Here is a 26,373-nt window from a genome sequence, read left to right as displayed (position 1 = left end):
ACGTTCCTGCCTGCACAGGCTCAGGCCCTGAGGGGACCCACCGATGAGAAGCACTTCCGTGAAGGTCGTCGTCACCGCGTTCGCACTGGCCTCGCTCGCGGCCTGCGGCACCAGCAGCTCCGACGACGACGGCGGCGGGACGGGCGCCGGCTCGAAGGCCGACATCAGCGCCCCGCTCGACCCGAAGACCAAGGTCTCGCTGACCATCGACTGCATGCCGCCGAAGGCGAAGGCGGCCGAGCGGCGGCAGTGGAACGAGGACGTCAGGACGTTCAACAAGAAGTATCCGAACGTGACGATCGACGGGAAGTCGACCGCCGGACAGTGCGAGGAGCCGGCCCGGTTCACCGCCGCGCTCAAGGCGAAGTCCCAACCGGACGTCTTCTACACGTACTTCACCGATCTCCAGCAGGTGCTCGACAACAACGGCGCCGAGGACATCACCCCGTACGTCACCAAGAAGACCGTCCCCGCGCTCGACTCGATCGACCCGAACGTGCTCGCAGCGCTGAAGAAGGACAACAAGCTCTACGGCCTGCCCACCAGCAACTACACGATGGGCCTGCTCATCAACCGCAAGCTGTTCAAGCAGGCGGGCCTCGACCCGGACAAGCCGCCGACGACCTGGGCCGACGTGCGCACGGCCGCGAAGAAGATCGCCGGGCTCGGGGGCGGCATCTCCGGGTACGGCGAGTACAGCGCGGAGAACACCGGCGGCTGGCACTTCACGGCGACGATGTACGGGCTCGGCGGCGACGTCGTCACCTCCGACGGCAAGAAGGCCGCGTTCAACGACGCCACCGGGAAGCAGGTCGCCAAGCAGCTGCACGACATGCGCTGGAAGGACAACAGCATGGGCAAGACGCAGCTGTTGAAGTGGGGCGACCTCCAGAAGCAGATCGCGTCGGACAAGCTCGGCATGTTCCTCGCCGCGCCCGACGACGTGACGTACATGGTGCAGCAACTGGGCGCCGACTACGCCAACTTCGGGATGGGGCCGATCCCCGGCGGCAAGGCCACACTCTTCGGCGGCAACGACTACATGATCAAGAAGGGTTCGTCGCCCGACAAGATCAAGGCCGCCATCGCCTGGCTGAACTTCAAGACGCTCACACCCGGCAAGGGTCAGTTCGACTGGGCCAGGACCAAGGCGGACAAGCTCCCGGTCGGCCTGCCGCAGCCCAACTTCTTCACCGGCGCTGTGAAGTCGGACGACCTCCAGTCACGGACGAACAACGCCACGATGCCCGTACGCAACTTCGAGCCGTTCATGGCGAATCCGGTGCGCGGCAAGGCGGAGCCGCCGAAGGCGCAGGAGGTCTACAAGGTCCTCGACAACGTCATGTCGGGCGTCCTGACCAACGAAAACGCCGACGTGGACAAGCTCCTGTCCAGCGCCGAGCAGCAGGTCAACCAGGTGCTGGCCAACCAGTAGGACGCCCACGGCACGCAGGACGCCCCACCGGTACCTGATCCTTGATCCGAGGAGTGACCATGTCGGCCCCGACGCTGCCCGCGAAGCCCCGGCAGTCCGCACCGCCCGCACGAAGGCACCAACTCACGCCGCGCGACGGCTCGTTGACGCGCACGGTGAAGCGCAATCTCTCCGCCCACGGCTTCCTGATCGGCGCGGTGCTCTGCTTCTCCTTCTTCTCCTGGTATCCGATGGTCAGGGAGTTCCTGCTGGCCTTCCAGAAGACGAAGGACGGCCGCACCACCTGGGCCGGCTGGTCCAATCTCACGTACGTCTTCAACGACCCGGCCTTCTGGCAGGCCTGGCGCAACACGCTCCTGTTCACCGCCCTGGCCCTGCTCCTGGGCTTCGCCGTGCCGTTCCTCGTCGCGGTCCTGCTCAATGAGTTCCGGCACGGCCAGGGCTACTTGAGGATGCTGGTCTATCTCCCGGTGATGCTGCCGCCGGTCGCCTCCGTGCTCCTCTTCAAGTACTTCTACGACCCCGGCTACGGGCTGTTCAACCGGATCCTCGGCGTCTTCGGGATACCGGAACAGCAGTGGTTGCAGTCCACCGACACCGCGATGCTGTCCGTCGTCATCGCGGCGACGTGGATGAACATGGGCGGCGCGACGCTCATCTATCTGGCGTCGCTCCAGGGCATCCCGGGCGAGCTGTACGAGGCCGCGGAGCTGGACGGCGCGGGCCTGTGGCGCAAGATCTGGCACGTGACGATCCCGCAGACGCGGCTGATCCTCTCGCTGATGTTCCTGATGCAGATCATCGCGACGATGCAGGTCTTCACCGAGCCGTTCCTGCTGACGAACGGCGCGGGCCCGGAGGGCTCCACGACCACGGTCGTCTATCTGATCTACCAGTACGCCTTCAACTTCAACAACTACGGCGGCGCGGCGGCCCTGGGCCTCGTCCTGCTCGTCCTGCTCGCGGCGTTCTCCGCTGTGTACGTACGGCTGAGCCGCGCATCGGACGACTGAGGAGACGGCACCCATGGCCACCGACACGATGCGCCCCCGCACCCTGATCTCCCCCGCCCAGCTCGACCGGCGGCGCGGGAAGGTCCTCTACTGGACGGTCTTCGGCGTCACCATGACCCTGTTCACGCTGGTCTTCCTCGGCCCGCTGTACTGGATGGTGACCGGCGGCCTCAAGACCACGGCGGAGATCGTCCAGTCCCCGCCGACCCTGGTGCCCGACAGCGTGCACCCGAAGAACTACCAGGACGCCTGGAACGTGATGGACCTGGCCAAGCTGCTGTTCAACACGCTCTACTACGCGTTCGGCGCGCTCGCCTTCCAGCTCGTCCTCGACGTGGCCGCCGCGTACTCGCTCTCCAAGCTGCGCCCGCTGTTCGGCAACGTCATCCTCGGCATGATGCTGGCGACGCTGATGATCCCGGCGACCGTGCTCGTGGTCCCGCAGTATCTGACGGTCCTCGACGTGCCGATCTTCCAACGGAATCTGCTGAACAGCCCCTGGGCGATCTGGCTGCCGTCCGTCACCAACGCCTTCAACATCTTCCTGCTCAAGCGGTTCTTCGACTCGATCCCGCGGGAGCTGCTCGACGCGGCGTCCATCGACGGCGCCTCGTCGCTGCGCACCCTGCGCTCGGTGGTGCTGCCGATCTCCCGGCCGATCCTCGGCGTCGTCTCCATCTTCGCGGTGGTCGGCGTGTGGAAGGACTTCCTCTGGCCGATGCTGACGCTCCCCGACCCGGCGAGGCAGACACTCAACGTCGGCATCTACTCGCTGTCGAACGGCGTCCCGCAGAACCAGCTGATCGCCGCGCTCACCATCGCTTCCGTGCCGACGCTGATCCTCTTCCTGCTCTTCCAGCGGAACATCATGAGCGGTCTGACCGCCGGCGGCCTCAAGGGCTGACCCGCCCCGCTCCGCACACGGCCGACCCGCCCTGCTCCGCGCACCCAACACCCTTGTGTGAAAGGACCCTTCGTGGTGGTCGACGACTGGTGGCGCAGTGCCGCCATTTACCAGGTGTACGTCCGCAGCTTCGCCGACGGCGACGGGGACGGCACCGGCGACCTCGCCGGCGTCCGGTCCCGCCTGCCGTATCTGGCCCGGCTCGGCGTGGACGCCATCTGGTTCACGCCCTGGTACCGCTCGCCGCTCGCGGACGGCGGCTACGACGTGGCGGACTACCGGGCGATCGACCCGGCGTTCGGCACCCTCGCGGAGGCCGAGAAGCTGATCGCGGAGGCGCGGGACCTGGGGATCCGCGTGATCGTGGACATCGTGCCGAACCATGTCTCCGACCAACACCCCTGGTTCCAGACCGCGTTGGCCGCCGGCCCCGGAAGCCCGGAACGCGAGTTGTTCCACTTCAGGCCGGGCCGCGGCACGCACGGCGAGCTGCCGCCGAACAACTGGCCCTCCCAGTTCTCGGGCTCCACCTGGACCCGGGTGCCGGACGGCGAGTGGTACCTGCACCTGTTCACTCCGGAGCAGCCGGACCTCAACTGGGCGCATCCGGCGGTACGTCAGGAGCACGAGGACGTGCTGCGGTTCTGGTTCGAGCGGGGCGCGGCGGGCGTACGCGTGGACTCCGCGGCGCTCCTCGCCAAGGACCCGGCGCTCGCCGACGCGAGCGGCGACGACACGAGCGGCTACGTCGACCGCGACGAACTGCATGCCGTCTACCGCTCCTGGCGCGCGGTCGCCGACTCCTACGACGGCGTCCTCATCGGCGAGCTGTGGGTCCCCGACCCCGAGCGCTTCGCCCGCTATCTGCGCCCCGACGAGCTGCACACCGCCTTCAACTTCGACTTCCTCGCCCGCCCCTGGGACGCCGCCGAACTCCGCGCGTCCATCGACGCCACCCTTGCCTTCCACGCCCCGGTGGGCGCGCCCGCGACCTGGGTGCTGTGCAACCACGACGTGACCCGCACGGTCACCCGCTACGGCCGAGCCGACACCCGCTTCGACTTCGCCACCAAACGGTTCGGCACCCCCACCGACCTCGGGCTCGGCCTGCGCCGGGCGCGCGCGGCGGCGCTCCTCTCGCTGGCCCTCCCCGGCTCCGTATACCTGTACCAGGGCGAGGAGTTGGGTCTGCCGGAGGTGGAGGTGGGCCGCGCGCACATCCAGGACCCGATGCACGCCCGGTCGGGCGGCGTCGACCCCGGCCGCGACGGCTGCCGCGTGCCGCTGCCGTGGACCGCCCACGGGGCGACGTACGGCTTCGGGGACCCGGACTCCCACGAGGCGTGGCTGCCGCAGCCGCCCGACTGGGGGACGTACGCCGCCGAGCGCCAGGAGGCCGATCCGCGCTCGATGCTCTCGCTGTACCGGAGCGCACTGCACCTGCGGGCATGCCAACCGGGCTTTCGCGGCGATAAGTTGACGTGGCTGGGCGCACCCGAAGAGGTACTCGCGTTCGCCCGCGGACACGGCCTCGTGTGCGTCGTGAACCTCGGCACGGAGCCTGCCCCGCTTCCTCCCCACCAAGAGGTGTTGCTGACCAGCGACGCGCTGGACGGCGACGGGCGACTTCCGGGCGACACGGCGGTCTGGCTGCGTACGTAGGTGTGGCTACGCCGATCGGATGGGTACGCATCACCGTACGTATGAACGCGGCATACGCCATCCCCGGCCGTGCGTTCGAACGCGAGCCACGAAAGGGTCCACCGGAAGGACAAGGGCATATGCCATAAGCACCACCGCATCGTGTATGGCCAAATCCCTTACGGGGCAACGCGGCCTGTGCCAGAGTCTTTAGCGGTCCTTCCGTCAGCCCCGGCCACCCGTGCCCCGCATCGGAGTTTCCTCATGCCGCCCCATACCTTCGCGGACCGCCCCGCCGGCCAACCGCCGGAGCGTGGCGCCGTCGACGCGCTGATCTCGCAGACGCGCCGCCTGCTCGGCGACGTCGACGCGGTGCGCCGCGAATCGGTGATGACGGACGAGGCCGACCCCGAGTCCCGCTGGCAGCGCGCCCTGTACGAGCTGGCGGTGCACCAACTCAGCGACCTCGACCGGCACTTGGCGCAGCTGCGGGAGGGCCCCGCCCCCCGGGCGGGCCTACCGCCCCAGCGGGTCACCGCGACGCCGCCGCCCGGCTCCCTGCTGAGCCGGGTCGGCAGCGCCGAGTGGAACCTGCTGACCGACGAGGCCACCTGGTCCGGCGAGCTCTACCAGATCCTCGGCAGGGACCCCGCCGCCCCCGCGCTCACGCTCGACGAACTGCCCGCCCTCGTGCACGCCGACGACCAGTCGAGGCTGACCGCGATGGTCACCGACTGCCTGATCGACGGGAAGCCGATCGACGGGGAGTTCCGCGTCGTACGCCCGGACGGATCCGTGCGCACGGTGCACATGATGGGCGAGCCCGTGCTCGACGCCGACGGCGCGACCGCCTCGATGTGGGCGGTCGTACGCGACGTCAGTGAACTGCGGCGCAGCCAGCGCGCGGTGAGTGAGACCCGTGACTCGCTCCAGCGCCAGCGGCACATCGCGCAGACCGAGCACCGGCTCGCGGTCGAGCTGCAGGAAGCCGTGCTACCGCCGTGGCGTGGCTCCCTGCGGCTCCCGCGCAGCGGCCCCGGCGGCCTCGATCTGGCCGCCCACTACTTCCCCTCCTCCGTCGGCAACCTCGTCGGCGGCGACTGGTACGACGCGCTCGAACTGCCGGGCGGCCGCACCCTGTTGACCGTCGGCGACCTCACCGGGCACGGCGTCGCCGCCACCTCCGGCATGGCGATGCTGCTCGGCGCGGTCCGCGGCATGGCGATGTGCGACACCCCGCCGGGCGAGCTGCTCGGCTCCCTCAACCACCTCCTCGACTCGTCCGTGCAGCCCGCGCTCGGCAGCGCCCTGTGCTGCCGCTACGACCCCACGACCCGGGCGCTGGCCTGGGCGCAGGCGGGACACCCCGCCCCGCTGCTGTTCCGCGACGGGACCGGGCGTGCGCTCACACCGCCCGAAGGTGTCCTCCTCGGTGCCACGTCCGGCGCCGGCTACGGGCAGGCCGAAGAGCCGCTGCGCGCCGGAGACCTGCTGCTCCTGCACACGGACGGACTCGTGCCACGGCGTGGCTCGACCGCGTCCGCGGGCCGGCTGCTCGCACTGGCGGAGCCGCTGACCGCCGCCCGAGACGCGCAGGACTGCGTGCGTGTGCTCCGGGAGGAGTTCGGTCAGGGCGAGCGCGAGGGCGACGCCTGTGTTCTCATCGCCAGGATCGGTTCCTGACGACGTACGCGTACTTCCTGCCGGTGCCTGTGGCGATGTCCGGCGGTTACGCCTGGATCCGCTTGCCCGTCGACCTCGGCAGCGCCAGCTTGATCTCCTGACGCAGGTCGTCGATCTTCGGGTAGTCCGCGTAGGTCCCGGTGAGCCGGTACATCTCGCGCAGCCGGTCCCAGGTGCGGTGCGAGGAGTTGGAGCCCATCGAGTTGAGCGCCAACCGCGCGTACCTGTCCGCCTGTTCGGGGTCGTCGGCGATGAAGCAGGCCGAGGCCATCGACAGATGGTCGAAGATGTTCGACCGGTCCCGGCCTCCGCCACGCAGCGCCAGGGCCTCGTGGGCATGCTGCTGCGCGATGACGGCGGCGGACGGATCGTGCTCGGCGAGGGTGCGGTAGGCGAGGGCCTGCATTCCGTGCAGGTCCGCCTCGTCGAACATCTGCATCCAACTCGGCGGCGGCACATCACCCTTGTCGGAGACGAAGAGCTCCTCCGCCTGCCCGAGCGTGCGGCGCATCGCCTGGCCCTTGCCCATGGACGCCTGTGCCCAGGCCTCGATGGTGTAGAGCATCGCCTTCGTACGCGGCAACACCTCGTCACCGGAACCGGACTTGGCGAGCTTCATCAGGTCGAGCGCCTCGCCGGGCGCCCCGAGGTGGATCTTCTGACGGGCGGCCCGCGACAGGGCCTCGCCGGCCCGCGGCCGGTCCCCGCCCTCGCGCGCGGCGTGCGCGGCGATGACGAAGTACTTCTGCGCCGTCGGTTCCAGGCCGACATCGTGGGACATCCAGCCCGCGAGGACGGCGAGATTGGCGGCGACGCCCCACAGGCGCCGCTGCAGATGGTCGGGGTGGCGGTAGGAGAGCATTCCGCCGACTTCGTTGAGCTGGCCCACGACCGCCTTGCGCTGCAACCCGCCGCCGCGGGAGGCGTCCCAGGCCCGGAACACCTCGACCGAGCGCTCGAGTTCCTCGATCTCCTGGGACCCGATGGGGGCGGCCTCGTAGCGATCGAACCCGGCCGCGTCGGCGTTGGCCGGAGAGGACAGCGGATCGTTGGTCCTGGGGGCATCGGCCGCGAGGGCCGGGTCGGTGTGCAGCCAGTCGTGCATGGCGCTGCTGAGTGCGGAGCCTGCGGCGAGCGCGGCACCCGCGCCCACCAAGCCGCGTCGGTTGAGCATGAGGTCCATTCCCGTGAATTCGGTGAGGACCGCCGCTGTCCGCTCGGGCGCCCACGGCACTCCGTCGGGGCCTTGTTGTTCCAGGCCGCCGCCTTGCCGTTTCCCTACGCGCCCGTGTCGGACGAGACCGAGGTCCTCGATGGTCACGACACGGCCGAGTCGCTCGGTGAACAGCGCCGCCAGCACCCTCGGCACCGGATCGCGCGGGATCTCTCCCGTGTCGATCCACCGCCGCACCCGCGAGGTGTCGGTCGCCAGCTGCGCGTGGCCCATGGCCGCCGCCTGCCGGTTGACCAGTCTCGCGAGTTCGCCCTTGGACCAGCCGGCCAGGCCGAACAGGTCGTTCAGGCGGGTGTTGGGTTGTCCGTTCACGTAAGCCCCCAGGTTCTCGGCTGAAATTGACAGTAGCCCTCTGTCAGTTGCAGGGCGACTATTCGCCAGGGTTCGCCAGGGTGCGCCAGCTGTTGTGCTCTTGGGCGCCTGGTGTCAGGTAGGAGTGCGCCACCCCGACCCGGTCGCCACAGGGCATTCCCCAGGGTGTACCGAATCGGCCGGGCCGGGACGGCGCAGGCACTCACTGGCACACGAAGGGATCTGTTTCGCCCATGTACGCAGCATCGTCCTCCGTGTCCGCCCCGCCCCGGCCGCTGCGCCCCGCCCGTCCGGCGGTCGGCGGAAGCGGCCCGTACCTCGACCCCGCGCGGCCCGCGGCTCCGACGCTGAACGGCATCGCCCGGCCGCGTCGCGCCCCGGGGCTCGGCACGCAACCGCTCAGCGGGAGACTCGACTTGTCCGGCCCTCAGGGCGCCCAGCTGCGCACGGCGATCGCGTCGGTGCACCGGATCTGCCCGGAATTCCATCCGGTGCAAGTGTTGCGCCGCTCCCCGCGCTCCGTGCTCCTCGTCGGTACGACAGGGCGCAGCACCGCCGTCGCGAAGTGTTTACTGGACCACGCCCCCGCCTACACCGCGCGGATCCGGCACGAGATAGCCGCATACCGCTCGTTCGTCCGACACCGGCCCCCGGTGCGGGTTCCCCGGCTCATCGCCGCGGACCCGGACAACGGCACGCTGGTGATCGAGCGGATGCCCGGTCGGGTGGCGGCCCTGCAGCGCCACCCGGTCGAGGCACCGCCCCGGGCGGATGTGCGTGCCGCGCTCGGCGCGATCTGCCGGGTCAACCAGTGGCGGCCGCCGGCGGGCACCTTCGACGCACCCCTGGACTACGCGGCGCGGATCAACCGCTTCCATGACCTGGGCCTGCTCACCGACCGGGACATGGGTGACCTGCAGAAGCTGCTGCACGGGATCGCGCACACCGCGGGCCGCGGCGGCATGGGCCAGTTCTGCCACGGCGACGCCCTGTTGTCGAACGTGCTGCTGGCTCCCACCGGTCCTGTGCTCGTGGACTGGGAGCACGCGGGCTGGTACCTGCCGGGCTACGACCTGGCGACGCTCTGGTCCGTGCTCGGCGACGCCCCGGTGGCGCGGCGTCAGATCAGTCAGCTCGCACAGTCCGGCGGGCCCGCGGCGCGCGATGCCTTCCTGGTCAATCTGATGCTCGTACTGACACGGGAGATCCGTACGTACGAGACGGCCGTGCAGCGTTCCCTGCACGAACAGACCCCGGCGGCACCGTCGGTTCAGGCCCACGCCGGTGCTGCGCCGTCCGGTGAGGAGCAGCGGCTGTTGCTGCGCCGCCTGCACGACGACTGCAATATGGCCCGCAAGGCGGTGCGAGCGGCAGTCGGCACTCGCTGACGGGGACGAAGATCCGCGGGGCGCCCGGGAGGAACAGGGCGCACCGCGGATCTTCGTATGTCCGGGCGGGTCTTCGTATGTCCTGGCCGAATGGGCACGGGCCGGAAATCCGGGGGAAACTCCGCCGGGCACCGCATGATTGACGGATCGTCGGCGGGCCGATAGCACTGAGCCATCATCGGCCCGCAGGCACCGCGCGGCATCCCGAACCCGGCGTTCCCAGGAGGCACCGTTGTCCCGATTCCTCAGCGAAAGACGTTCCCGTGCGGGTGTGCGGGTGGCGGGCGGCACCATCGGGGTGGCGGCGCTGCTGCTGCCGCTGCTCGGCGCATCCCCGCCCGGTGCCTCGGCCGAGGCACCTTCGGGCCGGTTGCAGGACGCGTTCGCGTCGGCGGCGGCCGAGTACCAGGTGCCGCAGAGCGTGCTCCTCGGTGTGTCGTATCTGCAGTCGCGGTGGGACGCGCACGACGGGGCGCCGAGCGTCACCGGCGGCTACGGACCCATGCACCTGACGGACGCGCGCACCGCCTTGTCGAAGGTCGCGGCGCACAGTCATGCGGAGGGTGACCCGCGCGGCGACGACTCGCGGGCCCCACTCAGGGCCACGGAGGCCGTCCCGAAGAACACCCAACTCCCGGCGCGCCTGCGGACGTTGCCGCGTGCCGCGCAGCTCACCGGCCTGTCCGCGGAGCGGCTGCGCGAAGACTCGGCGGCGAATGTGCGGGGCGGCGCCGCCCTTCTCGCGGCCGCCCAGAAGAAGCTCGGCAAGCCGCTCAGCGACCGGCCCGCCGACTGGTACGGGGCGGTCGCGGCGTTCTCCGGCGCGGACGACGCCGCGACGGCCGGCACGTACGCGAACGATGTGTTCGCGGTGATCCGCGACGGCGAGCGGCGCACCACGGACGCCGGCCAGGAGGTCACCCTCCGCGCCCGGCCGGACGCCGAACCGCAGGCCGCGCAGATCGAGAAGATGGGCCTGCGCAAGGCGGACGCGGGCGGCACCGAGTGCCCGAGGACCGTGTCGTGCGAGTGGATCCCGGCGCCGTACGAGGAGTTCGGCGACGGCGACTACGGCAATCACGATCTCGCGGACCGTCCGAAGGACCAGAGCATCGACTACATCGTCATCCATGACACGGAGGCGACGTGGGAGCAGACGCTCAAGCTGGTCCAGGACAAGACGTATCTGGCGTGGCACTACTCGCTGCGCTCGACGGACGGGCACATCGTCCAGTCCATCAAGAACAAGGACGTCGGCTGGCACGCGGGCAACTGGTACGTCAACGCGAAGTCGATCGGCCTGGAGCACGAGGGGTTCCTCGCGCAGCCGGACTCCTGGTACACGGAGGAGATGTACCGGTCCTCCTCGCGCCTGGTGAAGTACCTGTCGAAGAAGTACGGCATTCCGCTGGACCGGCAGCACATCCTGGGTCATGACACGGTGCCGGGCACGACGGCGTCCACCATCAAGTCGATGCACACGGACCCGGGCCCGTACTGGGACTGGTCGCACTACTTCGCCCTGATGGGCAAGCCGTTCCACCAGACGGCGGGGCCGAACGGCGGCCTGGTGACCGTCGCCCCCGAGTTCGACGAGAACCAGCCGAAGTTCACGGGCTGTGAGAAGGCGGGCGTGGCCTGCGCGCCGCACGGTTCGAGCGCCGTGCGTCTCTACTCGGAGCCCAGCGAGGACGCCCCGCTGATCAAGGACATCGGGCTGCGCCCGGGCGGCGAACCCTCGACGATCGACGTCAACGACATGGCGTCGCGGGTCTCCGCGGGCCAGCAGTACGCGGTCGCCGGCCGCGAGGGCGACTGGACGGCCATCTGGTACCTGGGCCAGAAGGCCTGGTTCAAGAACCCGTCCGCGCAGCCGACCGCCGTACCGGCCAAGGGACTTGTGGTCACGCCGAAGCCGGGCGCGAGCGAGGTCCCGGTGTACGGGCGGGCCTACCCGGAGAAGGAGGCCTACCCGTCGGGCATCACGCCGCAGGCGATCTCACCGCTGCCGTACAAGCTGCTGTCGGGCCAGCGGTACGCGACGGGCGGGGCGACGAGGGGTGAGTACTTCTACTCCCCCACGTTCGACACCTCGTCGCACAAGGTGGTCAGGGGCAAGGACGTGTACTACGAGATCCAGTTCGGGCACCGCGTCGCGTATGTGCGGGCGGCGGATGTACAGGTGCTGCCCTCGACCGTCTCGTAGGACCCGGGTACTGACCCGTCGTGCTGCTCAGCCCTGCTGGAACAGCTCCGCCGGCAGCGGCTTGAGCAGCGCGTACAGGTCGTCCGTGATCGGGCGGTCCCAGGACGCGATGGTCACGAGCACATTGTCGCTGCGGTCGAACTGGACGCAGGAGATCCGCGTCTCCGAGAGCTTCAGGCGGCGCACCACGAGGAGGTTGTCGCCCTGCATCACCGGGACGTCCTCCACGTCGGTGACGGTGACTTCCTCGTCGTTCTCGAGCGCGACGAGGAGCTGCGCGACCTCGAAGGGGATCTCGCCGTCGTCCACCTCCCGGGCCGGGGAGCCCTCGGGAAGATTACCGATGACCATCGCGGGGCCGCGGCCGCCGAACAGGTCGTAGCGCAGGAAGACACCCTGGCAGGTTCCGTCGGGGGCGGGCAGCAGACCGGCGCCCAGGTTGCCCGGCCAGTCGCCCGGATCCATGGCCAGGACGTCGAAGTCGGGACCCGCGGGGGTCGCAGCGCGGCGGCGGAGGAAGGACATACCGCAATGGTACGTCCACGCTCCGCGTGGATCCGGCTCGGGTCGTCCTCGTTGACGCCCTCGTTCTCGTTCCGCCGCGAGCGGTGGGCACAGCGGTGGCCTACTCTCCCAGCGCCGCCGCCAGCCCCTTCGCGTCCGTGCCCAGCTTGCGGTAGGCGGACGACAGCAGTCGGACGACCGTGGGCTCGTCCATGTGGAGGTCGCGCGCGATCTCCGCGGGGCACGAGCCGCGCGCCGCGCCGGACACCGCCGCCCGCTCCCGCGCGGTGAGGGTGTCCGTGACCGCGCCGTGCAGGGGCCGCGGTCGCAGACCCGCCGCCGCCAGCTCGTCGCGGGCCTGCTGCGCCAGGCCGTCGGCGCCGCAGCCGATCGCCGTGTCGAGCCCTCGGTAGAGGTGGTCCGCCGCTTCCTTGGCGCGGCCCTTGCGGCGCAGTTCCGCGCCGAGGGCGACGAGGGAGCAGGCCAGCTCGAAGCCCGCGGGTGAGCGCTCCAGGTGAGCGACGGACTCCTCCAGGAGTTTGGCGCGCTCGGCCCCGGAGGAGACCTCGGCCACGGTACGCAGGGCCTGGCCCACGGCGGACGGCGCCCCGTAGTGCCGGGCCCGCTCGACGGCGTCCTCGGCGAGCGCCCGGGCCCGCTCGGGTGCGTCGGGCGCCTCGGCGCGGGCGAGGTGCAGCTGCCAGGGGCACCACGCGGGGTTGCGCATGCCGCGCGGGTCGAGGCGGCGGCCCGCCGCGGCGAGCTCCTCGACGGCGTCCTCGGGGCGGCCGAGCGCGAGGAGGAGTTCTCCGTACACGGTCTGTGCGTCGGGGAAGACGACGGCGGCGGGGAACGGGGGCCCGAAGGCGTGCTCGTCCGCCACCTCCTTGGCCTCGGGGGCCCGGCCGCGCGCGAGCAGCACCTCGACGAGGGTGCCGACGGCGTACCAGTGGGCGGGGGTGCCGGGCCCGACGCGCCGGGCGAGGCGCAGGCCCGCGCGCACGAAGTCCTCGGCCTCGGCGAGCCGCCCGCGCCGGTAGCGGATGTAGCCGAGGAGCGTGTACGCGAAGGAGAGGTGGGCGCCGCGCCAGCCCGCCTGCTCGAAGTCGGCGATGCCCTCGACGAAGAGTTCCTCGGTGCGGCCCGGCCGGTCGGCGTAGAGGAAGGCCATGGCGACGAGGACGGGGACCTCGAAGCCGCGGTCCTCGTCGGCGGCCCAGCGCAGTCCGCCGGCCAGGGCCCGCTCGGCGTGCCGGATCACGGTGTCGGCGGGCTCTCCGCGCAGGGTGGCGTCCCAGGTGCGCAGGCCGATGAGGTAGCGCTCGGTGAGGTCGCGGCCGGTGAGCCGGTCGGCGAGTTTGGCGAGGCGTCGGGAGCGGGCCGGGGAGTCGGGTTCGTCGGCGCGGAAGGCGTCCCACATGAACTGCTCGGCCTGCATGCGCAGGCGTACGCGCGGGTCGTCGGTGACGCGGATCTCGCGGGCGAGGGTCTCGGAGGCCTCGGCAAGGCGGTCGGTGTGGGCGAGGACCTGGGAGAGGCGGTAGACGATGCCGTGCCGCAGGGCCGGGTCGGTGATGGGCTCCTCGAGGGCGGCGCGCAGGTGGTTGACGGTGGTGGCGGGCTCGGTGAGCAGGGAGGCGCTGCCGAGTTCGTAGAGGACGGCGGCGCGGTCGTCGAAGGCCGGGGGTTCGCGCAGGGCGCGGGCGAGGTAGCGGCGGGCGGCGTCGGGGGCGCCCGCGCGGACGGTCTCCGCGGCGGCGGCGCGCAGCTGCCGCACGACCCACGGGTCGCCTTCGGGGTGGGTCTCCAGGATGTGCCGGGCGGCGGCGCAGGGGCCGAGCCCCGCGTCGAGGACGGTCCAGGCGGCCTGTCCGTGCAGGGCGACGCGGACGCCGCCGGGGATGGCGCGGTAGACGGCGGTGGCGATCAGCGGGTGGACGAATTCGAGCGCGTCCGCGCCCTTGAGCACGCGCGCCGCCCTGAGCCGGTCGGTGGCGTCGGCGGCCTCTTCCGGGCCCAACCCGGCGACGTTGGCCGCGAGTTCTGGTGCGATCTCGGTGCCGATCACGGCGCAGGCCCAGGCGTAGCGGACGGTGGAGGTGCCGAGGCGTTCGATGCGGGCGACGAGGCCGCTGCCCTTGGCCGCGGCGGCGAGGTCGCGCAGCAGGTGGGCGCCGGTCTCGGTGGGGACGAGACCGCGGTCGCGGACCTTCGCGGTCAGCTCGACCGCCTCGAAGGGGTTGCCCGCGGTGACGGCCCAGCATTCGCGGCAGAACGCGTCGTCGGCGTGGCCGCCGAGGGATTCGCGGACGAGTCCGGCGATGGCGGAGGCGCTGAGCGGTTCGAGTCCGAGGGCGCGCCGGCCCGAGCGGCCGGGCAGGCCGCGCAGGGCCTCGGCGTGGTCCGGGAGTTCTTCCGGGCGGTAGGCGACGACGAGCAGGAGCGGCAGTTCCTCGGCGCGCGGGGCGAACGCGGCGAGCCAGCTCAGGGACTCCGGGTCGGCCCAGTGGGCGTCGTCGAGGACGAGGACCATGGGGGCCTGCTGCACGGCGATGTGGGTGAGCACCCAGTCGAGGCCGTCGCGCAGGCCCTGGGGGTCGGGCGGCGCGCCTTCGGTGGGGGCGCACAGGCCGAGGGCGGGGCCCACGATCGCGTACCAACTGCCCAGCGTGGCGCGGAGGTCGGCGGCGGAGGCGCCCGCGAGGCGTGGCTGGAGGAGCTGGCGGGCGACGTGGAAGGCGACGCCCTGCTCCTGGTCGCCGCCGCGTGCGTACAGGACGGTGCAGCCCTTGGCGGCGGCCTTGCGGCGCACTTCGGCGAGGAGGCTGGTCTTGCCGAGTCCGGCGGTCGCGGCGACGGCGAGCAGCGCGCCGTGCGGCCGGTCCGGGGGTTCCCCGCCGTCCCGCGGGAGTCCGGTCAGCTCGTCCAACGCCACGTCCACGACGGCGAGTTCACTGTCCCGCTCGAACAGCTTCCGCCTGCCCCGGCCATCGCTCCGCACCATGGCGCACCCCCACCCGCGGCACGGTCGCGCACCGCGGTTTCCAGGAACCTCAGCGTACGCCGGGGCGCCCCCGCCGGAGCGTGATGCGTCATTTCCGGTACGAAAATCGGTGCGGTTCGCGGTTCCGGTGCGGTTAAGGTACGGCGTCATGAACGGGACGGTGCTCGACCACTGGCGGGGCGGCCTGGACGCCGTACCCGAGGAGGTCTGGCGCCATCCCGAGCTGGAGGTCCTCCTGCTGGCCGACAACCGGCTCGTACACCTTTCCGAACGCATCGGCACGCTGACGCGCCTGCACACCCTCGACCTCGGGCACAACCGGCTCACCTCGGTCCCATCGGAACTCGGCGACCTCACCGGCCTGAGCCGATTCCTGTATCTGCACGACAACCGGCTCACCGCACTGCCGGAATCGCTCGGCAACCTCGACCTGCTCGCGTATCTGAATGTCGGCGAGAACCGGCTGACGGCGCTGCACTCCACGCTCGGCGCGATGACCGGCCTCGTGGAGTTGCGCGCTCAGCACAACCGGCTCGACGCGCTGCCGGACGGCATCGGCGGGCTCACCTCGCTCCGGGAGCTGTGGCTGCGCGGCAATCTGCTGACCGCGCTTCCCGCGTCCGTACGGGATCTTGCGGAGCTGCGGGAGGTGGAGCTGCGGGACAACGCGTTCGCCGTCGTGCCCGAGTCACTGCGCGCTCTTCCTCGGCTGCGTCGGCTCGATCTGCGCGGTAATCGGCTGCGCGAGGTGCCGGGGTGGATTGCGGGGCTGCCCTGCCTGGAGAAGCTCGACCTGCGCTGGAACGAGGTGCGGCTCGCGCCCGGTCTGCTCGACGAGCTGACCGGGCGCGGCTGTGTCGTGCTGCGCTGACCCTGGCTGTGTCGTGCTGCGCCGAGTGGGACGCGGCCTGCAGGGCTCAGTCGGCCTCGGGTGGGATCACCGCGACAGGGCCGGCCGCGTGCAGCAGGGCCGCGTGCGTGACCGAGCCGAGCATCGGAGCGGGGCGGGTGAGGCGGCGGCGGTGGCGGCCGACGACGACCAGTTCCGCGTCGCGCGAGTTCTCGACGAGGTGGCCCGCCGCGTCGCCCGGCACCACCAAAACCTCAACCTCAACTTTAGGGTGAGATTCCCGTAGCTCGGCGAGAGTCTCATCGGCCACTCGAAGCGTGTCGCGTTCGGTCGCCTCCTGGTCGACGGCGGTGGGAGTGAAGTCCCCGTACGCCGTCCACGCCAGGACCGGCCACGGGTACGCGACCACGACCTGGAGCCGGGCGCCCGTACGGGCCGCGTGGGCGAACGCGAAGGCCAGCGTCGCGTGGTCCGGCGCGTCCGCCTTGAGCCCGACGACGACCCGCGGCCCCGGCGGCACCTCCGCGTCGCCGTGCACCTCGCGCCCCGGCGGTGGCACCACGACGACCGGGCAGGCCGCGTCGCGCGCCGTCGACACACTGTTCGAGCCGAGCACCAGTCCCGCGAAGCCGCCGCGACCGCGCGAGCCGACGACAAGGAGCTGGGCCTCGGCGCTCATCTCGGACAGCACCACGGCCGGCAGACCGACCCGGCTGATGAACTCGAGCGGCGGCAGCCCCTCGCGCCCCTCCAGATCCTTGCGCAGCTCCGCGAGGACCGTGTCGTTCTCGGGCTCCTCGTCGAAGTCCGCCACGAGTACCTCGGCCTGGAGGAACGGCGCGTACTGCTGCACATGTACGACGCGCAGCTCGGCGCCGCGTCGGACCGCCTCGGCGAGCGCCCATTCCAGGGCGCGGCGGCTGTCGTCGGAGCCGTCCACCGCGGCGAGGACGGGCAGGTGGTGCGGTGTTGCCATGATCTCTTCGCCTCCGACACCGGGCGCGTCGCCGCGCCCTCATTGACCGGCTGTTCCTGTGGCCAGGCTCGCAAATGCCGGGGCCACAGGACAGTGCCGTTGGTCCCGTGTCGGAACTGCGTGAACAAAGAGCCGAGAAAGCGACTACGTGAGGTCGAACTCGCCCTCTCGGGCACCGCTCACGAACGCCCCCCACTCGGCCGGCGTGAAGATCAGGGACGGGCTCTCTGGGTGTCCGCCGTTGCGCATCGCGATGAAGCCCTCGACAAAGGCGATCTGGACATCGCCCTGCCCCCCGCTGCTGGACCGCCAATCCGCCTTGCTGAGGTCCAGGTCCGGCTTCTCCCACCCCATGAGCGGGTGCTGGTCGATGGTGCTCTCGGCCACGTCCGTGCTCCTCCCGGTTCGTCGTCCGTGCGCCAGCCTAGCGATCGGTCCGTGCCGCGCACAGGCCGCGAGGGGCAGTGAAGGTCAACGCGCGTTCATCGGGTGGGTGGTTCGGCGCCGACGAGCCACATGGAGAAGAACTGCGAGCCGCCTCCGTAGGCGTGCCCGAGGACCTTCCGCGCGCCGTCGACCTGGTGTTCCCCGGCCTGCCCGCGCACCTGGAGCGCCGCTTCGGCGAAGCGGATCATCCCGGAGGCGCCGATGGGATTGGTGGACAGGACGCCGCCCGACATGTTGACGGGGAGGTCCCCGTCGAGCTCCGTGACACCGGATTCGGTGAGCTTCCAGCCCTCGCCCTCGTCCGCGAACCCGAGGTTCTCCAGCCACATCGGCTCGTACCAGGAGAACGGCACGTACATCTCGACGGCGTCGATCTCGCGGCGCGGGTCGGCGATCCCGGCCTGTCGGTACACGTCCGCGGCACAGTCCTTACCGGCCTGTGGCGACACGAAGTCCTTGCCCGCGTGGAGGGTCGGTTCGCTGCGCATGGCGCCGCCGTGCATCCAGGCGGGCGGCTTCGACGAGCGGGCCGCCCCCGCGCGGTCGGTGAGGACCATCGCGCAGGCACCGTCGGACGACGGGCAGGTCTCGGAGTAGCGGATGGGGTCCCAGAGCATCGGCGAGGCCTGGACCTTCTCCAGGGTGATGTCGTGCTCGTGGAGGTGGGCGTACGGGTTCTTCAGCGCGTTGCGGCGGTCCTTGTAGGCGACGACGGAGCCCACGGTGTCGGGGGCGCCGGTCCTGCGCATGTAGGCGCGCACGTGCGGAGCGAAGAAGCCGCCGGCGCCTGCGAGCAGCGGCTGCTGGAACGGGATGGGCAGCGAGAGCCCCCACATCGCGTTGGATTCCGACTGCTTCTCGAAGGCGAGGGTGAGTACGGTGCCGTGGACGCGCGCCGCGACGAGGTTCGCGGCGACGAGCGCGGTGGAGCCGCCCACCGATCCGGCGGTGTGCACGCGGAGCATCGGCTTGCCGACGGCGCCGAGCGCGTCCGCGAGGTACAGCTCCGGCATCATGACGCCCTCGAAGAAGTCGGGCGCCTTGCCGATGACGACGGCGTCGATGTCGGCCCACGTCAACTCGGCGTCTTCGAGGGCTCGTTGGGCCGCTTCGCGGACGAGGCCCGCGATCGACACGTCCCTGCGGGCGGCGACGTGCTTGGTCTGCCCGATCCCGACGACCGCTACCGGCTCTTTCGACACGGCCTTGCTCATCGCTGGTCCTCCCCTTCGAGTACGGCGACCAGGTTCTGCTGGAGACAGGGCCCGGAGGTGGCGTGGGCGAGGGCGCGCCGGGAGCTCCCGCCGTGGATGCGGGCGGCGGCCTCGCCGATGCGGATGAGCCCGGCGGCCATCACCGGGTTGGCGGCGAGCGCGCCACCGGACGGGTTGATGTCGATGTCGTCGCCGAGGCTCAGAGCGCGGCGCAGGACGACTTCCTGCGAGGTGAAAGGGGCGTGCAACTCGGCGGTGTCCACAGGCCGTTCGAAGGCCCCGGCGTTCTCGGCGGCGAGCCGCGTGGAGGGCGAATCGGTGAGGTCGCGCACCCCGAGGCTGTGCGCCTCGATGCGGTGGTCGATGCCGCGGATCCAGGCGGGCCGCTCACACAGTTCCCTGGCGCGGTCACCCGCGGCGAGGATCACGGCCGCGGCGCCGTCGCCGATCGGCGGGCAGTCCCCGGTCCGCAGCGGATTTACGACGTAATCGCCGTGCGGCACGCTTCCCCGCAGCTGGGCGTGCGGATTGCCCGTGGCGGACTCCCGGCTGCGGGCGGCGACCCCGGCGAGCGCGGGCTCGTCGGCGTGTCCCCCGTCGATCAGCGCCTGCGCCTGAAGCGCGGCGAGCGCGACGGAGTCGGGCCACAGCGGGGCGACGTAGTACGGGTCGAGCTGGCGGGTCAGGACATCACGTACGGAGCCCGGTGAGGACTTCCCGTAGGAGTAGACGAGCGCGGTGTCGGCCTCGCCGGTCAGCAGCTTGGTCCATGCCTCGTACAGGGCCCACGCGCCGTCCATCTCGACGTGGGACTCGGAGATCGGCGGCCAGGCGCCGACGCCGTCGAGCGCCATGGTGAACGAGAAGGCGCGCCCGGCGAGGTAGTCGCTCGATCCCGAGCAGGTGAACCCGATGTCACTGGTCTTCAGGCCGGTGCTGGCGAGGACCTGGTGCAGGACGGGCATCAGCATCTCGACTTCCGACTGTTCGTCGGAGGTACGTGTGTGGTCGGTCTGCCCGAAGGCGACGACGGCGATGTCCCGGATCGGCGGCCGCATCAGATCATCTCCCTGTACGTGTCGTAATCGGCGTCGGGTTCACCGGTGGGCCGGTAGTGGTCCGGATAGCGCCCGCCCTCCGTCCACACGGGTTCGACGCGCAGCCCCATCCGCACCTGGTCGTACGGGATGCCGGCGATGCGGCCGTGCAGGGCGAGGTCGGCGCCGTCGAGGGCGATGTGGGCGTAGACGTACGGGACTTCGATGTCGAGGTTCTTGGCCTTGATGTTCACGATGCAGTACGTGGTGACGGTGCCCGCGGGCCCGACCTCGACCGCTTCCTCGGTGGCGACGCCGCAGGTGGGGCAGGCGCCGCGCGGCGGGATGTAGACCTTGCGGCAGGAGGGGCAGCGCTCACCGACCGTGCGACGTTCGGCCAAGGCGTTGATGTACCGGGTCTGGGCGGCGCCGGGGCTGTAGGTGTAGTCGAGGCGGGCGGGGGCGACGATGCCGGTGACGGCGTCCTCGAACTCGCCGCTGTGCGGCGCTGGTTGGGATGGCGTGTCATCACCCTCGTACGGTTCGAAGCACGCGATGTCCGTGATGGCGCCCTCGCGCTCCTCGGCCCAGCGGACGCGCACGCGCATGCCGGAGTGCACGGCGTCGGGGCCCGGGGCGTCGAGGGCGTGCAGCAGGGCGGTGTCGGCGCCGTCCAGCGTGACGAGGACCCAGGCGAAGGGGGTGTCGAGGGGCTGACCGCGCCGCGGCTCGGGGTTCCAGGCCCAGGTGGTGACGGTTCCGGTGGCGCCGACCTCGACGAGGTCGCGGATCTCCTCGGCGGTCACGGGATCGTATTCGACCGGCGGCACCAGGACCTTCCCGTCGCCGGTCCGCACGCCGAGCACGGTGCGGTCGCGCAGACCGCTGAGGAAGGCGGACTGGACGGGGCCGAGGGAGCGGGTGAACGGGAACTCCACGACCAACGGCGCGCGCAGCACCTCTGGTTGGGCGGTGGATGTCATGAGGCCTCCTTGACGTATGGGCGTACGGGACGGAATGGCACGGCCGCGGGCCTCACTCGCGCCGGAACTCGGCCGGCCGCTTCTGGGCGAACGCGCGGGCGCCTTCCTTCGCGTCCGCGGTGTCGAAGATGGGCCAGCCGCGCTTCAACTCCGAGGCGAGACCGTCCGTTTCGGTCATCTCGGCGGTCTCGTAGACGGACGCCTTGACCGCCTCGACGGCCAACGGGCCGCACGCGTTGACCTGTTCGGCGATCTCCAGCGCCACGTCCAGCGCGGTGCCGTCGGGCACCACGCGTCCGACGAGCCCGATCGCCGCGGCCTCCGGCGCCGGGTAGGGCCGTCCGGTCAGCAACATCTCAAGGGCGTGGGTACGGGGAACCTGGCGCGGCAGCCGTACCGTCGAGCCGCCGATGGGGAACAGGCCGCGCTTGACCTCGAAGAGCCCGAACGTCGCCGACTCCCCCGCCACCCGGATGTCCGTGCCCTGGAGGATCTCGGTGCCGCCCGCGACGCAGTGCCCCTCGACGGCCGCGATGACGGGCTTGCGCGGCCTGTGGTGGCGCAGCATCGCCTTCCAGTGCAGGTCGGGGTCGGCCTTGAGGCGGTCCCGGTAGTGCTCGCCCTCCATCCCCTTGCCCGCGAGCGCCTTGAGGTCCATGCCGGCGCAGAACACACCACCCGCACCCGTGAGCACGATGGAGCGGATCGAGTCGTCCGCGTCCGCCTCCCGCCACCCGTCGTAGAGGCCGACGAGCATCGGCAGGGACAGCGCGTTCTTGGCCTCCGGCCTGTTGAGCGTAAGTACGAGCGTGGCGCCCTCGCGCCGGACGTCGAGATGTTCGGTCCCACCCATGAGGGGTCCTCCAGTCAGCCGCAGCCTCGGACCTGGAACAGGTTGCAGTAGGGCACGTGCCAGTTCAAGAGTTTTCTGACACTCAGTCAGTTTTCTTGTGCGGAGCCCCTTCCCCCTTACTCCCGGTTCTGTTCTGATGACGGCCAGGAGGCGCCCGGGAGACATCCGGCCCTGGATCATCTGGATCAGGAGGAGCGCGGTGGAGTACAACCTTGCCGACCTGTTCGAGTCGGTCGTCGACGTGGTCCCCGACCGCGAGGCGCTCGTCTACGTGGATCATCCCGGAACGGGCGCGGAGCGCCGGCTCACCTACGCCCAGCTGGACGCGGCGGCCAACCGGGTCGCCCACCACCTGATCGCGGCCGGGATACGCCCCGGCGAGCACGTGGGTCTGCACCTCTACAACGGCATCGAGTACCTGCAGACGGCGCTCGGCTGCGTCAAGGCGCGGGCCGTCCCGGTGAACGTGAACTACCGCTATGTCGAGGAGGAGTTGGCCTACCTCTACCAGGACGCGGATCTCGCGGCCCTCGTCTTCGACACGGAGTTCACGCCGCGCGTGGCGGCGGCGCTGCCGCGTGCCGAGAAGCTGCGCCACCTGGTGCGGGTGGGAGCCCCCGAGGCGGACGCACCGCCACTGAAGGCGGTGGACTTCGAGGAGGCGACCGCGCAGTCCTCCCCCGAACGTGGCTTCCCGCCACGCTCCCCCGACGACCAGTTCATCATCTACACCGGCGGCACCACGGGCATGCCGAAGGGTGTGATGTGGCGTCAGGAGGACCTGTTCTTCGCCGGGTTGGGCGGTGGCGCGCCCACGGGTGAGCCGGTGTCACGGCCCGAAGAACTGGCCGAGCGGGTGGCGGCAGGCGGCGACGGCATCACGTTCTTCCCCACTCCCCCGCTGATGCACGGCACATCGACCCTCACGGCCTTCATCGGCTTCAACTTCGGCCAGCGCGTCGTCATCCACCGCAAGTTCGCCCCGGAGGAGGTGCTGCGCACCATCGAGAAGGAGAAGGTGACGAGCATGTCCCTGGTGGGCGACGCGATGCTGCGCCCGCTCATCGACGCGCTCAAGGGGCCACTGAAGGGCACGGACTGCTCGTCGATGTTCAGCGTCTCGTCCTCGGGCGCGATCATGTCGGACACGGTGCGCGCCCAGTTCCAGGAGCTGGTGCCGAACACCATGCTGCTCAACAACTTCGGCTCGTCCGAGTCCGGCTTCAACGGCACGGCGACGGCCGACTCGGGCGCGGGATCCGGCTTCCACGTCCAGGTCAACTCCCGTACGCAGGTGGTGGATCCGGCGACGTACGAGCCGGTCGCGGTCGGCGAGGTGGGGCGGATCGCGCAGCGCGGGCACGTCCCGCTCGGCTACTACAACGACCCCGTGAAAACAGCCGAGACGTTCTTCCAGAAGGGCGACGAGCGCTGGGTGCTGCTCGGTGACATGGCGACGGTCGACGAGCAGGGCATCGTCACGGTCCTCGGGCGCGGCTCGCAGTGCATCAACACCGGCGGCGAGAAGGTGTACCCGGAGGAGGTCGAGCAGGCCCTCAAGTCCCACCCGGACATCTACGACGCGCTGGTGGCCGGCGTGCCGGACGAGAAGTGGGGCAACCATGTGGCGGCGGTCGTCCAGCTCATGGACGGCGCTGAACCGCTGACCCTGGACACCGTCCAGACGCACTGCCGCAGCCACCTCGCCGGTTACAAGATCCCCCGCCAGCTGGTGGTGACGGACAGCATCCAGCGCTCGCCGAGCGGGAAGGCGGACTACCGGTGGGCGCGGTCGGTGGCGGCGGAGGGGAACGCGTAGGCCCCCTCCGCGCGGCTCGTGCTCGGTCTCGCCTCAGTCGAGGCAGAACTCGTTGCCCTCGATGTCCTGCAGCGTGATGCACGACTCGTTCTCTTCATCGGCGCGCTGCGTCAGGACGTGCGTCGCGCCGAGCTTGTACAGGCGCTCGGCCTCGGCTTCGAGCACCGCGAGCCGCTCGTCGCCGACGAGCCCTGCCCCGGCCCGCACGTCGACGTGCACCCGGTTCTTGACCACCTTCCCCTCCGGAACGCGCTGGAAGAAGAAGCGGGGCCCGTCGCCCTCGGGGTCGGCGCAGGCGGACCAGGACTCGTCCTCGTCGGCCCCGGGCGGCATGACGTATCCGAGCACCTCGCACCAGAAGCGGGCGACCCGCACGGGCTCCGCGCAGTCGAAGGTGATCTGGACCTTCTTGATCGATGTCATCGGCGCACCATAGCAAGGGTGTTCCATGGCGCCACCGGATTTTTCTCGGTTGCCCGGCCGTCGTCCCGGTGCTGAAGTTCGCGCATGAATCATGCAGCGGTCAGAGACCTGTTCGATCAGCAGATGCGGCGCGAGGCGCAGCCCGACGAGCCCGGTGCTCGGGTCGAGCGGGTCGGCGACGTGGTGCGCCACGTCGGCCCGGCGGCGGGGTGGAACGGGGTGCTGTGGTCGGGGCTCGATGAGCGGACCGCCGATGCGGCGATCGCCGAACAGGTGCGGTTCTTCGGCGAGTTGGGCCGGGAGTTCGAGTGGAAGACGTACACGCACGACCACCCGTCCGACCTTCCCGACCGGCTCAAGGCCGCCGGGTTCGTACCGGAGGAGCCGGAGACACTGCTCGTCGCGGAGACGGCCGCGCTGCCCCTCGACACCGCGCCACCCGAAGGGATCCGGCTGCTCCCGGTCACCGACGAGTCGCAGGTCGAGCTGGTGGAGCGGGTGCACGAGCTGGCCTTCGACTCCGGCCGCTCCGCCATCGGCCACCAGCTCAGGGCCCAGCTGGCCCAGGACCCGGCCACCGTCCCCGCGGTCGTCGCGCTGCACGGGGACGAGCCGGTGAGCGCCGCCCGCATGGAGCTGCACCCGGGAACGGCCTTCGCGAGCCTGTGGGGCGGCGGCACGGTGCCCGAGTGGCGGGGCCGCGGGATCTACCGCTCGCTCGTCGCGTTCCGCGTCCGCATCGCCGCCGAGCGCGGATTCGCGTACGTCCAGGTGGACGCGTCCCCGTACAGCCGGCCGATCCTGGAACGCCTGGGGTTCGTGGCGCTCGGGACCACCACGCCGTACGTCTGGGAGCCCCCGGCCGGCCGCTGACACCGGAACCGGCGCGTCGCATGTCTTGACGAGCGCGGTCAGTCCTTGAATTACTGATCGACAGCAGGGCAACCGAATGATCGGTCGGGAGTTTCGGGAGTGCGTGCGATGGCGTCGATGGCGACGGACTGGCGGGACGAGGGCGAGCGGCTCGGCGCGGACGAGCTGCGCGCACTGCAGCTGGAGCGGCTGCGCGGGACGCTGTACCGGGTGTACGAGCGGGTGCCGTTCTACCGCGAGGCGTTCGACAAGGCGGGCGTACGGCCCGAGGACTGCCGCACCCTGGCGGACCTGGGGCGCTTCCCGTTCACGACGAAGGCGGACCTGCGGGACAACTATCCCTTCGGGATGTTCGCCGTGGAGCAGTCCGAGGTGCGGCGGCTGCACGCGTCGAGCGGCACGACGGGGTTGCCCACGGTCGTCGGGTACACCGAGGCCGACCTGTCGATGTGGTCGGACATGGTGGCGCGGGCGATCCGCGCGGCGGGCGGCAGGCCGGGGCACAAGGTCCATGTGGCGTACGGGTACGGCCTGTTCACCGGCGGGCTCGGCGCGCACTACGGGGCAGAGCGGCTCGGGTGCACGGTCATTCCGGCGTCCGGCGGCATGACGTCGCGCCAGGTGCGACTGATCCTGGACCTGAAGCCCGAGATCATCATGGTGACGCCCTCGTACATGCTCACGCTCCTCGACGAGTTCGAGCGCCAGGGCGTCGATCCGCGCACAAGCTCCCTCAAGGTCGGCATCTTCGGTGCGGAGCCGTGGACCGAGGAGATGCGGCGCGAGATCGAGGAGCGGGCGGGGATCGACGCGGTCGACATCTACGGCCTGTCGGAGGTCATGGGTCCTGGCGTGGCGCAGGAGTGCGTAGAGACGAAGGACGGGCTGCACATCTGGGAGGACCAGTTCTACCCGGAGGTCGTCGACCCGATCACGGGTGAGGTGCTGCCGGAGGGCGAGCACGGCGAGCTGGTCTTCACCTCGCTGACCAAGCAGGCGATGCCGGTGGTCCGGTACCGGACCCGGGACCTGACGCGGCTGCTGCCGGGGACGGCCCGGCCGGCGTTCCGGCGCATGGAGAAGATCACCGGGCGCAGTGACGACATGGTGATCCTGCGGGGTGTGAACCTGTTCCCGACGCAGGTCGAGGAGATCGTGCTGCGCACGCCCGGCGTCGCCCCGCACTTCCAGCTCCGCCTCACCCGCGAGGGCCGCATGGACGCGCTCACCGTACGCGCCGAGGCCCGTCCCGACGCGACACCCGAGGAGCGGGAGTCGGCGGCGCGCGCCATCGCGGCCGGGATGAAGGACGGGGTGGGGGTGTCGGTGTCCGTGGAGATCGTGGAGCCGGAGTCGCTGGAGCGGTCGGTGGGGAAGATCAGGCGGATCGTGGACGAACGGCCTCGCTGAACGGACCGCCGACCACCCCGCATCCGACGGCCGGATGGTGGCAAACCGCCTGTTTGCGGTATGCCACCATCCGGCCGTCTCCCGTTCCACCGTCGTTCAACTCCCGTGCTCTGTGCGCTTCTTGTGCCCTTCCTAAGGTCCGTGAGGTCTTGAAGGAAGGGACT

Annotated in this window: 21 protein-coding genes; 11 read left to right on the top strand and 10 right to left on the bottom strand. The window is 70.8% G+C overall.

The genetic code is table 11. From position 1 onward, the window contains the following. Positions 1 to 43: 43 nt before the first annotated feature. The 5 genes from ACOKM3_RS41130 (at position 44) to ACOKM3_RS41110 (ending at position 6,676) form a co-directional block, all read left to right on the top strand. The gene (locus ACOKM3_RS41130; protein WP_426906405.1) at positions 44 to 1,435 is read left to right on the top strand and encodes an extracellular solute-binding protein; all 1,392 of its coding nucleotides are present in this window, start codon (positions 44 to 46) and stop codon (positions 1,433 to 1,435) included. 59 nt (positions 1,436 to 1,494) lie between these two features. Beyond that, positions 1,495 to 2,448, top strand: a complete 954-nt coding sequence (locus ACOKM3_RS41125) for a carbohydrate ABC transporter permease (RefSeq protein ID WP_426906404.1) — start codon at positions 1,495 to 1,497, stop codon at positions 2,446 to 2,448. 28 nt (positions 2,449 to 2,476) lie between these two features. Next, on the top strand, positions 2,477 to 3,352 hold the full coding sequence (locus tag ACOKM3_RS41120; protein WP_426907024.1) for a carbohydrate ABC transporter permease: 876 nt from the start codon (positions 2,477 to 2,479) through the stop codon (positions 3,350 to 3,352). A 72-nt stretch (positions 3,353 to 3,424) separates the two neighbouring features. Then, on the top strand, positions 3,425 to 5,014 hold the full coding sequence (locus ACOKM3_RS41115) for a glycoside hydrolase family 13 protein (RefSeq protein WP_426906403.1): 1,590 nt from the start codon (positions 3,425 to 3,427) through the stop codon (positions 5,012 to 5,014). 243 nt (positions 5,015 to 5,257) lie between these two features. Continuing rightward, entirely contained in the window at positions 5,258 to 6,676 is a 1,419-nt protein-coding gene (locus ACOKM3_RS41110; protein ID WP_426906402.1) for a PP2C family protein-serine/threonine phosphatase, read from the top strand. 46 nt (positions 6,677 to 6,722) lie between these two features. Here the strand turns inward: ACOKM3_RS41110 and ACOKM3_RS41105 are convergent, their stop codons facing one another. Next, positions 6,723 to 8,222: a DNA-binding protein NsdB gene (locus ACOKM3_RS41105; RefSeq protein WP_426906401.1), complete on the bottom strand. Its 1,500-nt coding sequence runs from the start codon at positions 8,220 to 8,222 to the stop codon at positions 6,723 to 6,725. A gap of 233 nt (positions 8,223 to 8,455) precedes the next feature. Between ACOKM3_RS41105 and ACOKM3_RS41100 the strand changes: the two genes are divergently transcribed. Beyond that, positions 8,456 to 9,610, top strand: a complete 1,155-nt coding sequence (locus ACOKM3_RS41100; protein ID WP_426906400.1) for an aminoglycoside phosphotransferase family protein — start codon at positions 8,456 to 8,458, stop codon at positions 9,608 to 9,610. A 232-nt stretch (positions 9,611 to 9,842) separates the two neighbouring features. After that, complete coding sequence (locus tag ACOKM3_RS41095; RefSeq protein WP_426906399.1) at positions 9,843 to 11,816, top strand: N-acetylmuramoyl-L-alanine amidase; 1,974 nt, start codon at positions 9,843 to 9,845, stop codon at positions 11,814 to 11,816. Positions 11,817 to 11,843: 27 nt separating this feature from the next. On the opposite strand, the gene ACOKM3_RS41090 is transcribed toward ACOKM3_RS41095, so the two are convergent. Both ACOKM3_RS41090 and ACOKM3_RS41085 read right to left on the bottom strand, forming a co-directional pair. Further along, positions 11,844 to 12,341, bottom strand: coding sequence for a hypothetical protein (locus tag ACOKM3_RS41090; protein WP_266724986.1), 498 nt, complete (start codon positions 12,339 to 12,341; stop codon positions 11,844 to 11,846). 100 nt (positions 12,342 to 12,441) lie between these two features. Then, positions 12,442 to 15,324, bottom strand: coding sequence for an ATP-binding protein (locus tag ACOKM3_RS41085; RefSeq protein ID WP_426906398.1), 2,883 nt, complete (start codon positions 15,322 to 15,324; stop codon positions 12,442 to 12,444). Positions 15,325 to 15,472: 148 nt separating this feature from the next. Between ACOKM3_RS41085 and ACOKM3_RS41080 the strand changes: the two genes are divergently transcribed. Beyond that, a complete protein-coding gene (locus tag ACOKM3_RS41080; protein ID WP_426906397.1) occupies positions 15,473 to 16,195 on the top strand; it encodes a leucine-rich repeat domain-containing protein in 723 nt (240 codons plus the stop codon). A 46-nt stretch (positions 16,196 to 16,241) separates the two neighbouring features. On the opposite strand, the gene ACOKM3_RS41075 is transcribed toward ACOKM3_RS41080, so the two are convergent. The 6 genes from ACOKM3_RS41075 to ACOKM3_RS41050 form a co-directional block, all read right to left on the bottom strand. Then, on the bottom strand, positions 16,242 to 17,150 hold the full coding sequence (locus tag ACOKM3_RS41075; protein WP_426906396.1) for a universal stress protein: 909 nt from the start codon (positions 17,148 to 17,150) through the stop codon (positions 16,242 to 16,244). A 144-nt stretch (positions 17,151 to 17,294) separates the two neighbouring features. Next, complete coding sequence (locus ACOKM3_RS41070) at positions 17,295 to 17,537, bottom strand: DUF397 domain-containing protein (protein WP_425825175.1); 243 nt, start codon at positions 17,535 to 17,537, stop codon at positions 17,295 to 17,297. Between the two features lie 95 nt (positions 17,538 to 17,632). Next, positions 17,633 to 18,799, bottom strand: coding sequence for a thiolase domain-containing protein (locus ACOKM3_RS41065; protein WP_426907023.1), 1,167 nt, complete (start codon positions 18,797 to 18,799; stop codon positions 17,633 to 17,635). Between the two features lie 8 nt (positions 18,800 to 18,807). Continuing rightward, on the bottom strand, positions 18,808 to 19,869 hold the full coding sequence (locus tag ACOKM3_RS41060; RefSeq protein ID WP_426906395.1) for a thiolase domain-containing protein: 1,062 nt from the start codon (positions 19,867 to 19,869) through the stop codon (positions 18,808 to 18,810). Then, positions 19,869 to 20,831 carry a Zn-ribbon domain-containing OB-fold protein gene (locus ACOKM3_RS41055; RefSeq protein ID WP_426906394.1) on the bottom strand — a complete coding sequence of 321 codons (963 nt, stop codon included), beginning with the start codon at positions 20,829 to 20,831 and terminating at the stop codon, positions 19,869 to 19,871. The genes ACOKM3_RS41060 and ACOKM3_RS41055 overlap by 1 nt, the downstream gene beginning before the upstream one ends. Before the next feature lie 52 nt (positions 20,832 to 20,883). Continuing rightward, a complete protein-coding gene (locus ACOKM3_RS41050; RefSeq protein WP_426906393.1) occupies positions 20,884 to 21,684 on the bottom strand; it encodes a crotonase/enoyl-CoA hydratase family protein in 801 nt (266 codons plus the stop codon). 199 nt (positions 21,685 to 21,883) lie between these two features. Between ACOKM3_RS41050 and ACOKM3_RS41045 the strand changes: the two genes are divergently transcribed. Next, positions 21,884 to 23,503, top strand: coding sequence for an acyl-CoA synthetase (locus ACOKM3_RS41045; protein WP_426906392.1), 1,620 nt, complete (start codon positions 21,884 to 21,886; stop codon positions 23,501 to 23,503). A 33-nt stretch (positions 23,504 to 23,536) separates the two neighbouring features. Here the strand turns inward: ACOKM3_RS41045 and ACOKM3_RS41040 are convergent, their stop codons facing one another. Next, positions 23,537 to 23,926: a VOC family protein gene (locus tag ACOKM3_RS41040; RefSeq protein WP_426906391.1), complete on the bottom strand. Its 390-nt coding sequence runs from the start codon at positions 23,924 to 23,926 to the stop codon at positions 23,537 to 23,539. An 84-nt stretch (positions 23,927 to 24,010) separates the two neighbouring features. On the opposite strand from ACOKM3_RS41040, the gene ACOKM3_RS41035 reads away from it, so the two are divergent. Then, entirely contained in the window at positions 24,011 to 24,799 is a 789-nt protein-coding gene (locus ACOKM3_RS41035) for a GNAT family N-acetyltransferase (protein WP_426906390.1), read from the top strand. A gap of 108 nt (positions 24,800 to 24,907) precedes the next feature. Continuing rightward, a complete protein-coding gene (gene paaK, locus ACOKM3_RS41030) occupies positions 24,908 to 26,209 on the top strand; it encodes a phenylacetate--CoA ligase PaaK (protein ID WP_426906389.1) in 1,302 nt (433 codons plus the stop codon). The last annotated feature ends 164 nt before the right edge of the window (positions 26,210 to 26,373 follow it).

The sequence above is a fragment of the Streptomyces nidicola genome, from assembly GCF_050106155.1.
Taxonomy (GTDB): Bacteria; Actinomycetota; Actinomycetes; order Streptomycetales; family Streptomycetaceae; genus Streptomyces.
Note: the sequence above shows the minus strand (reverse complement) of the source record. Positions and strands in the feature narration are given on the sequence as shown.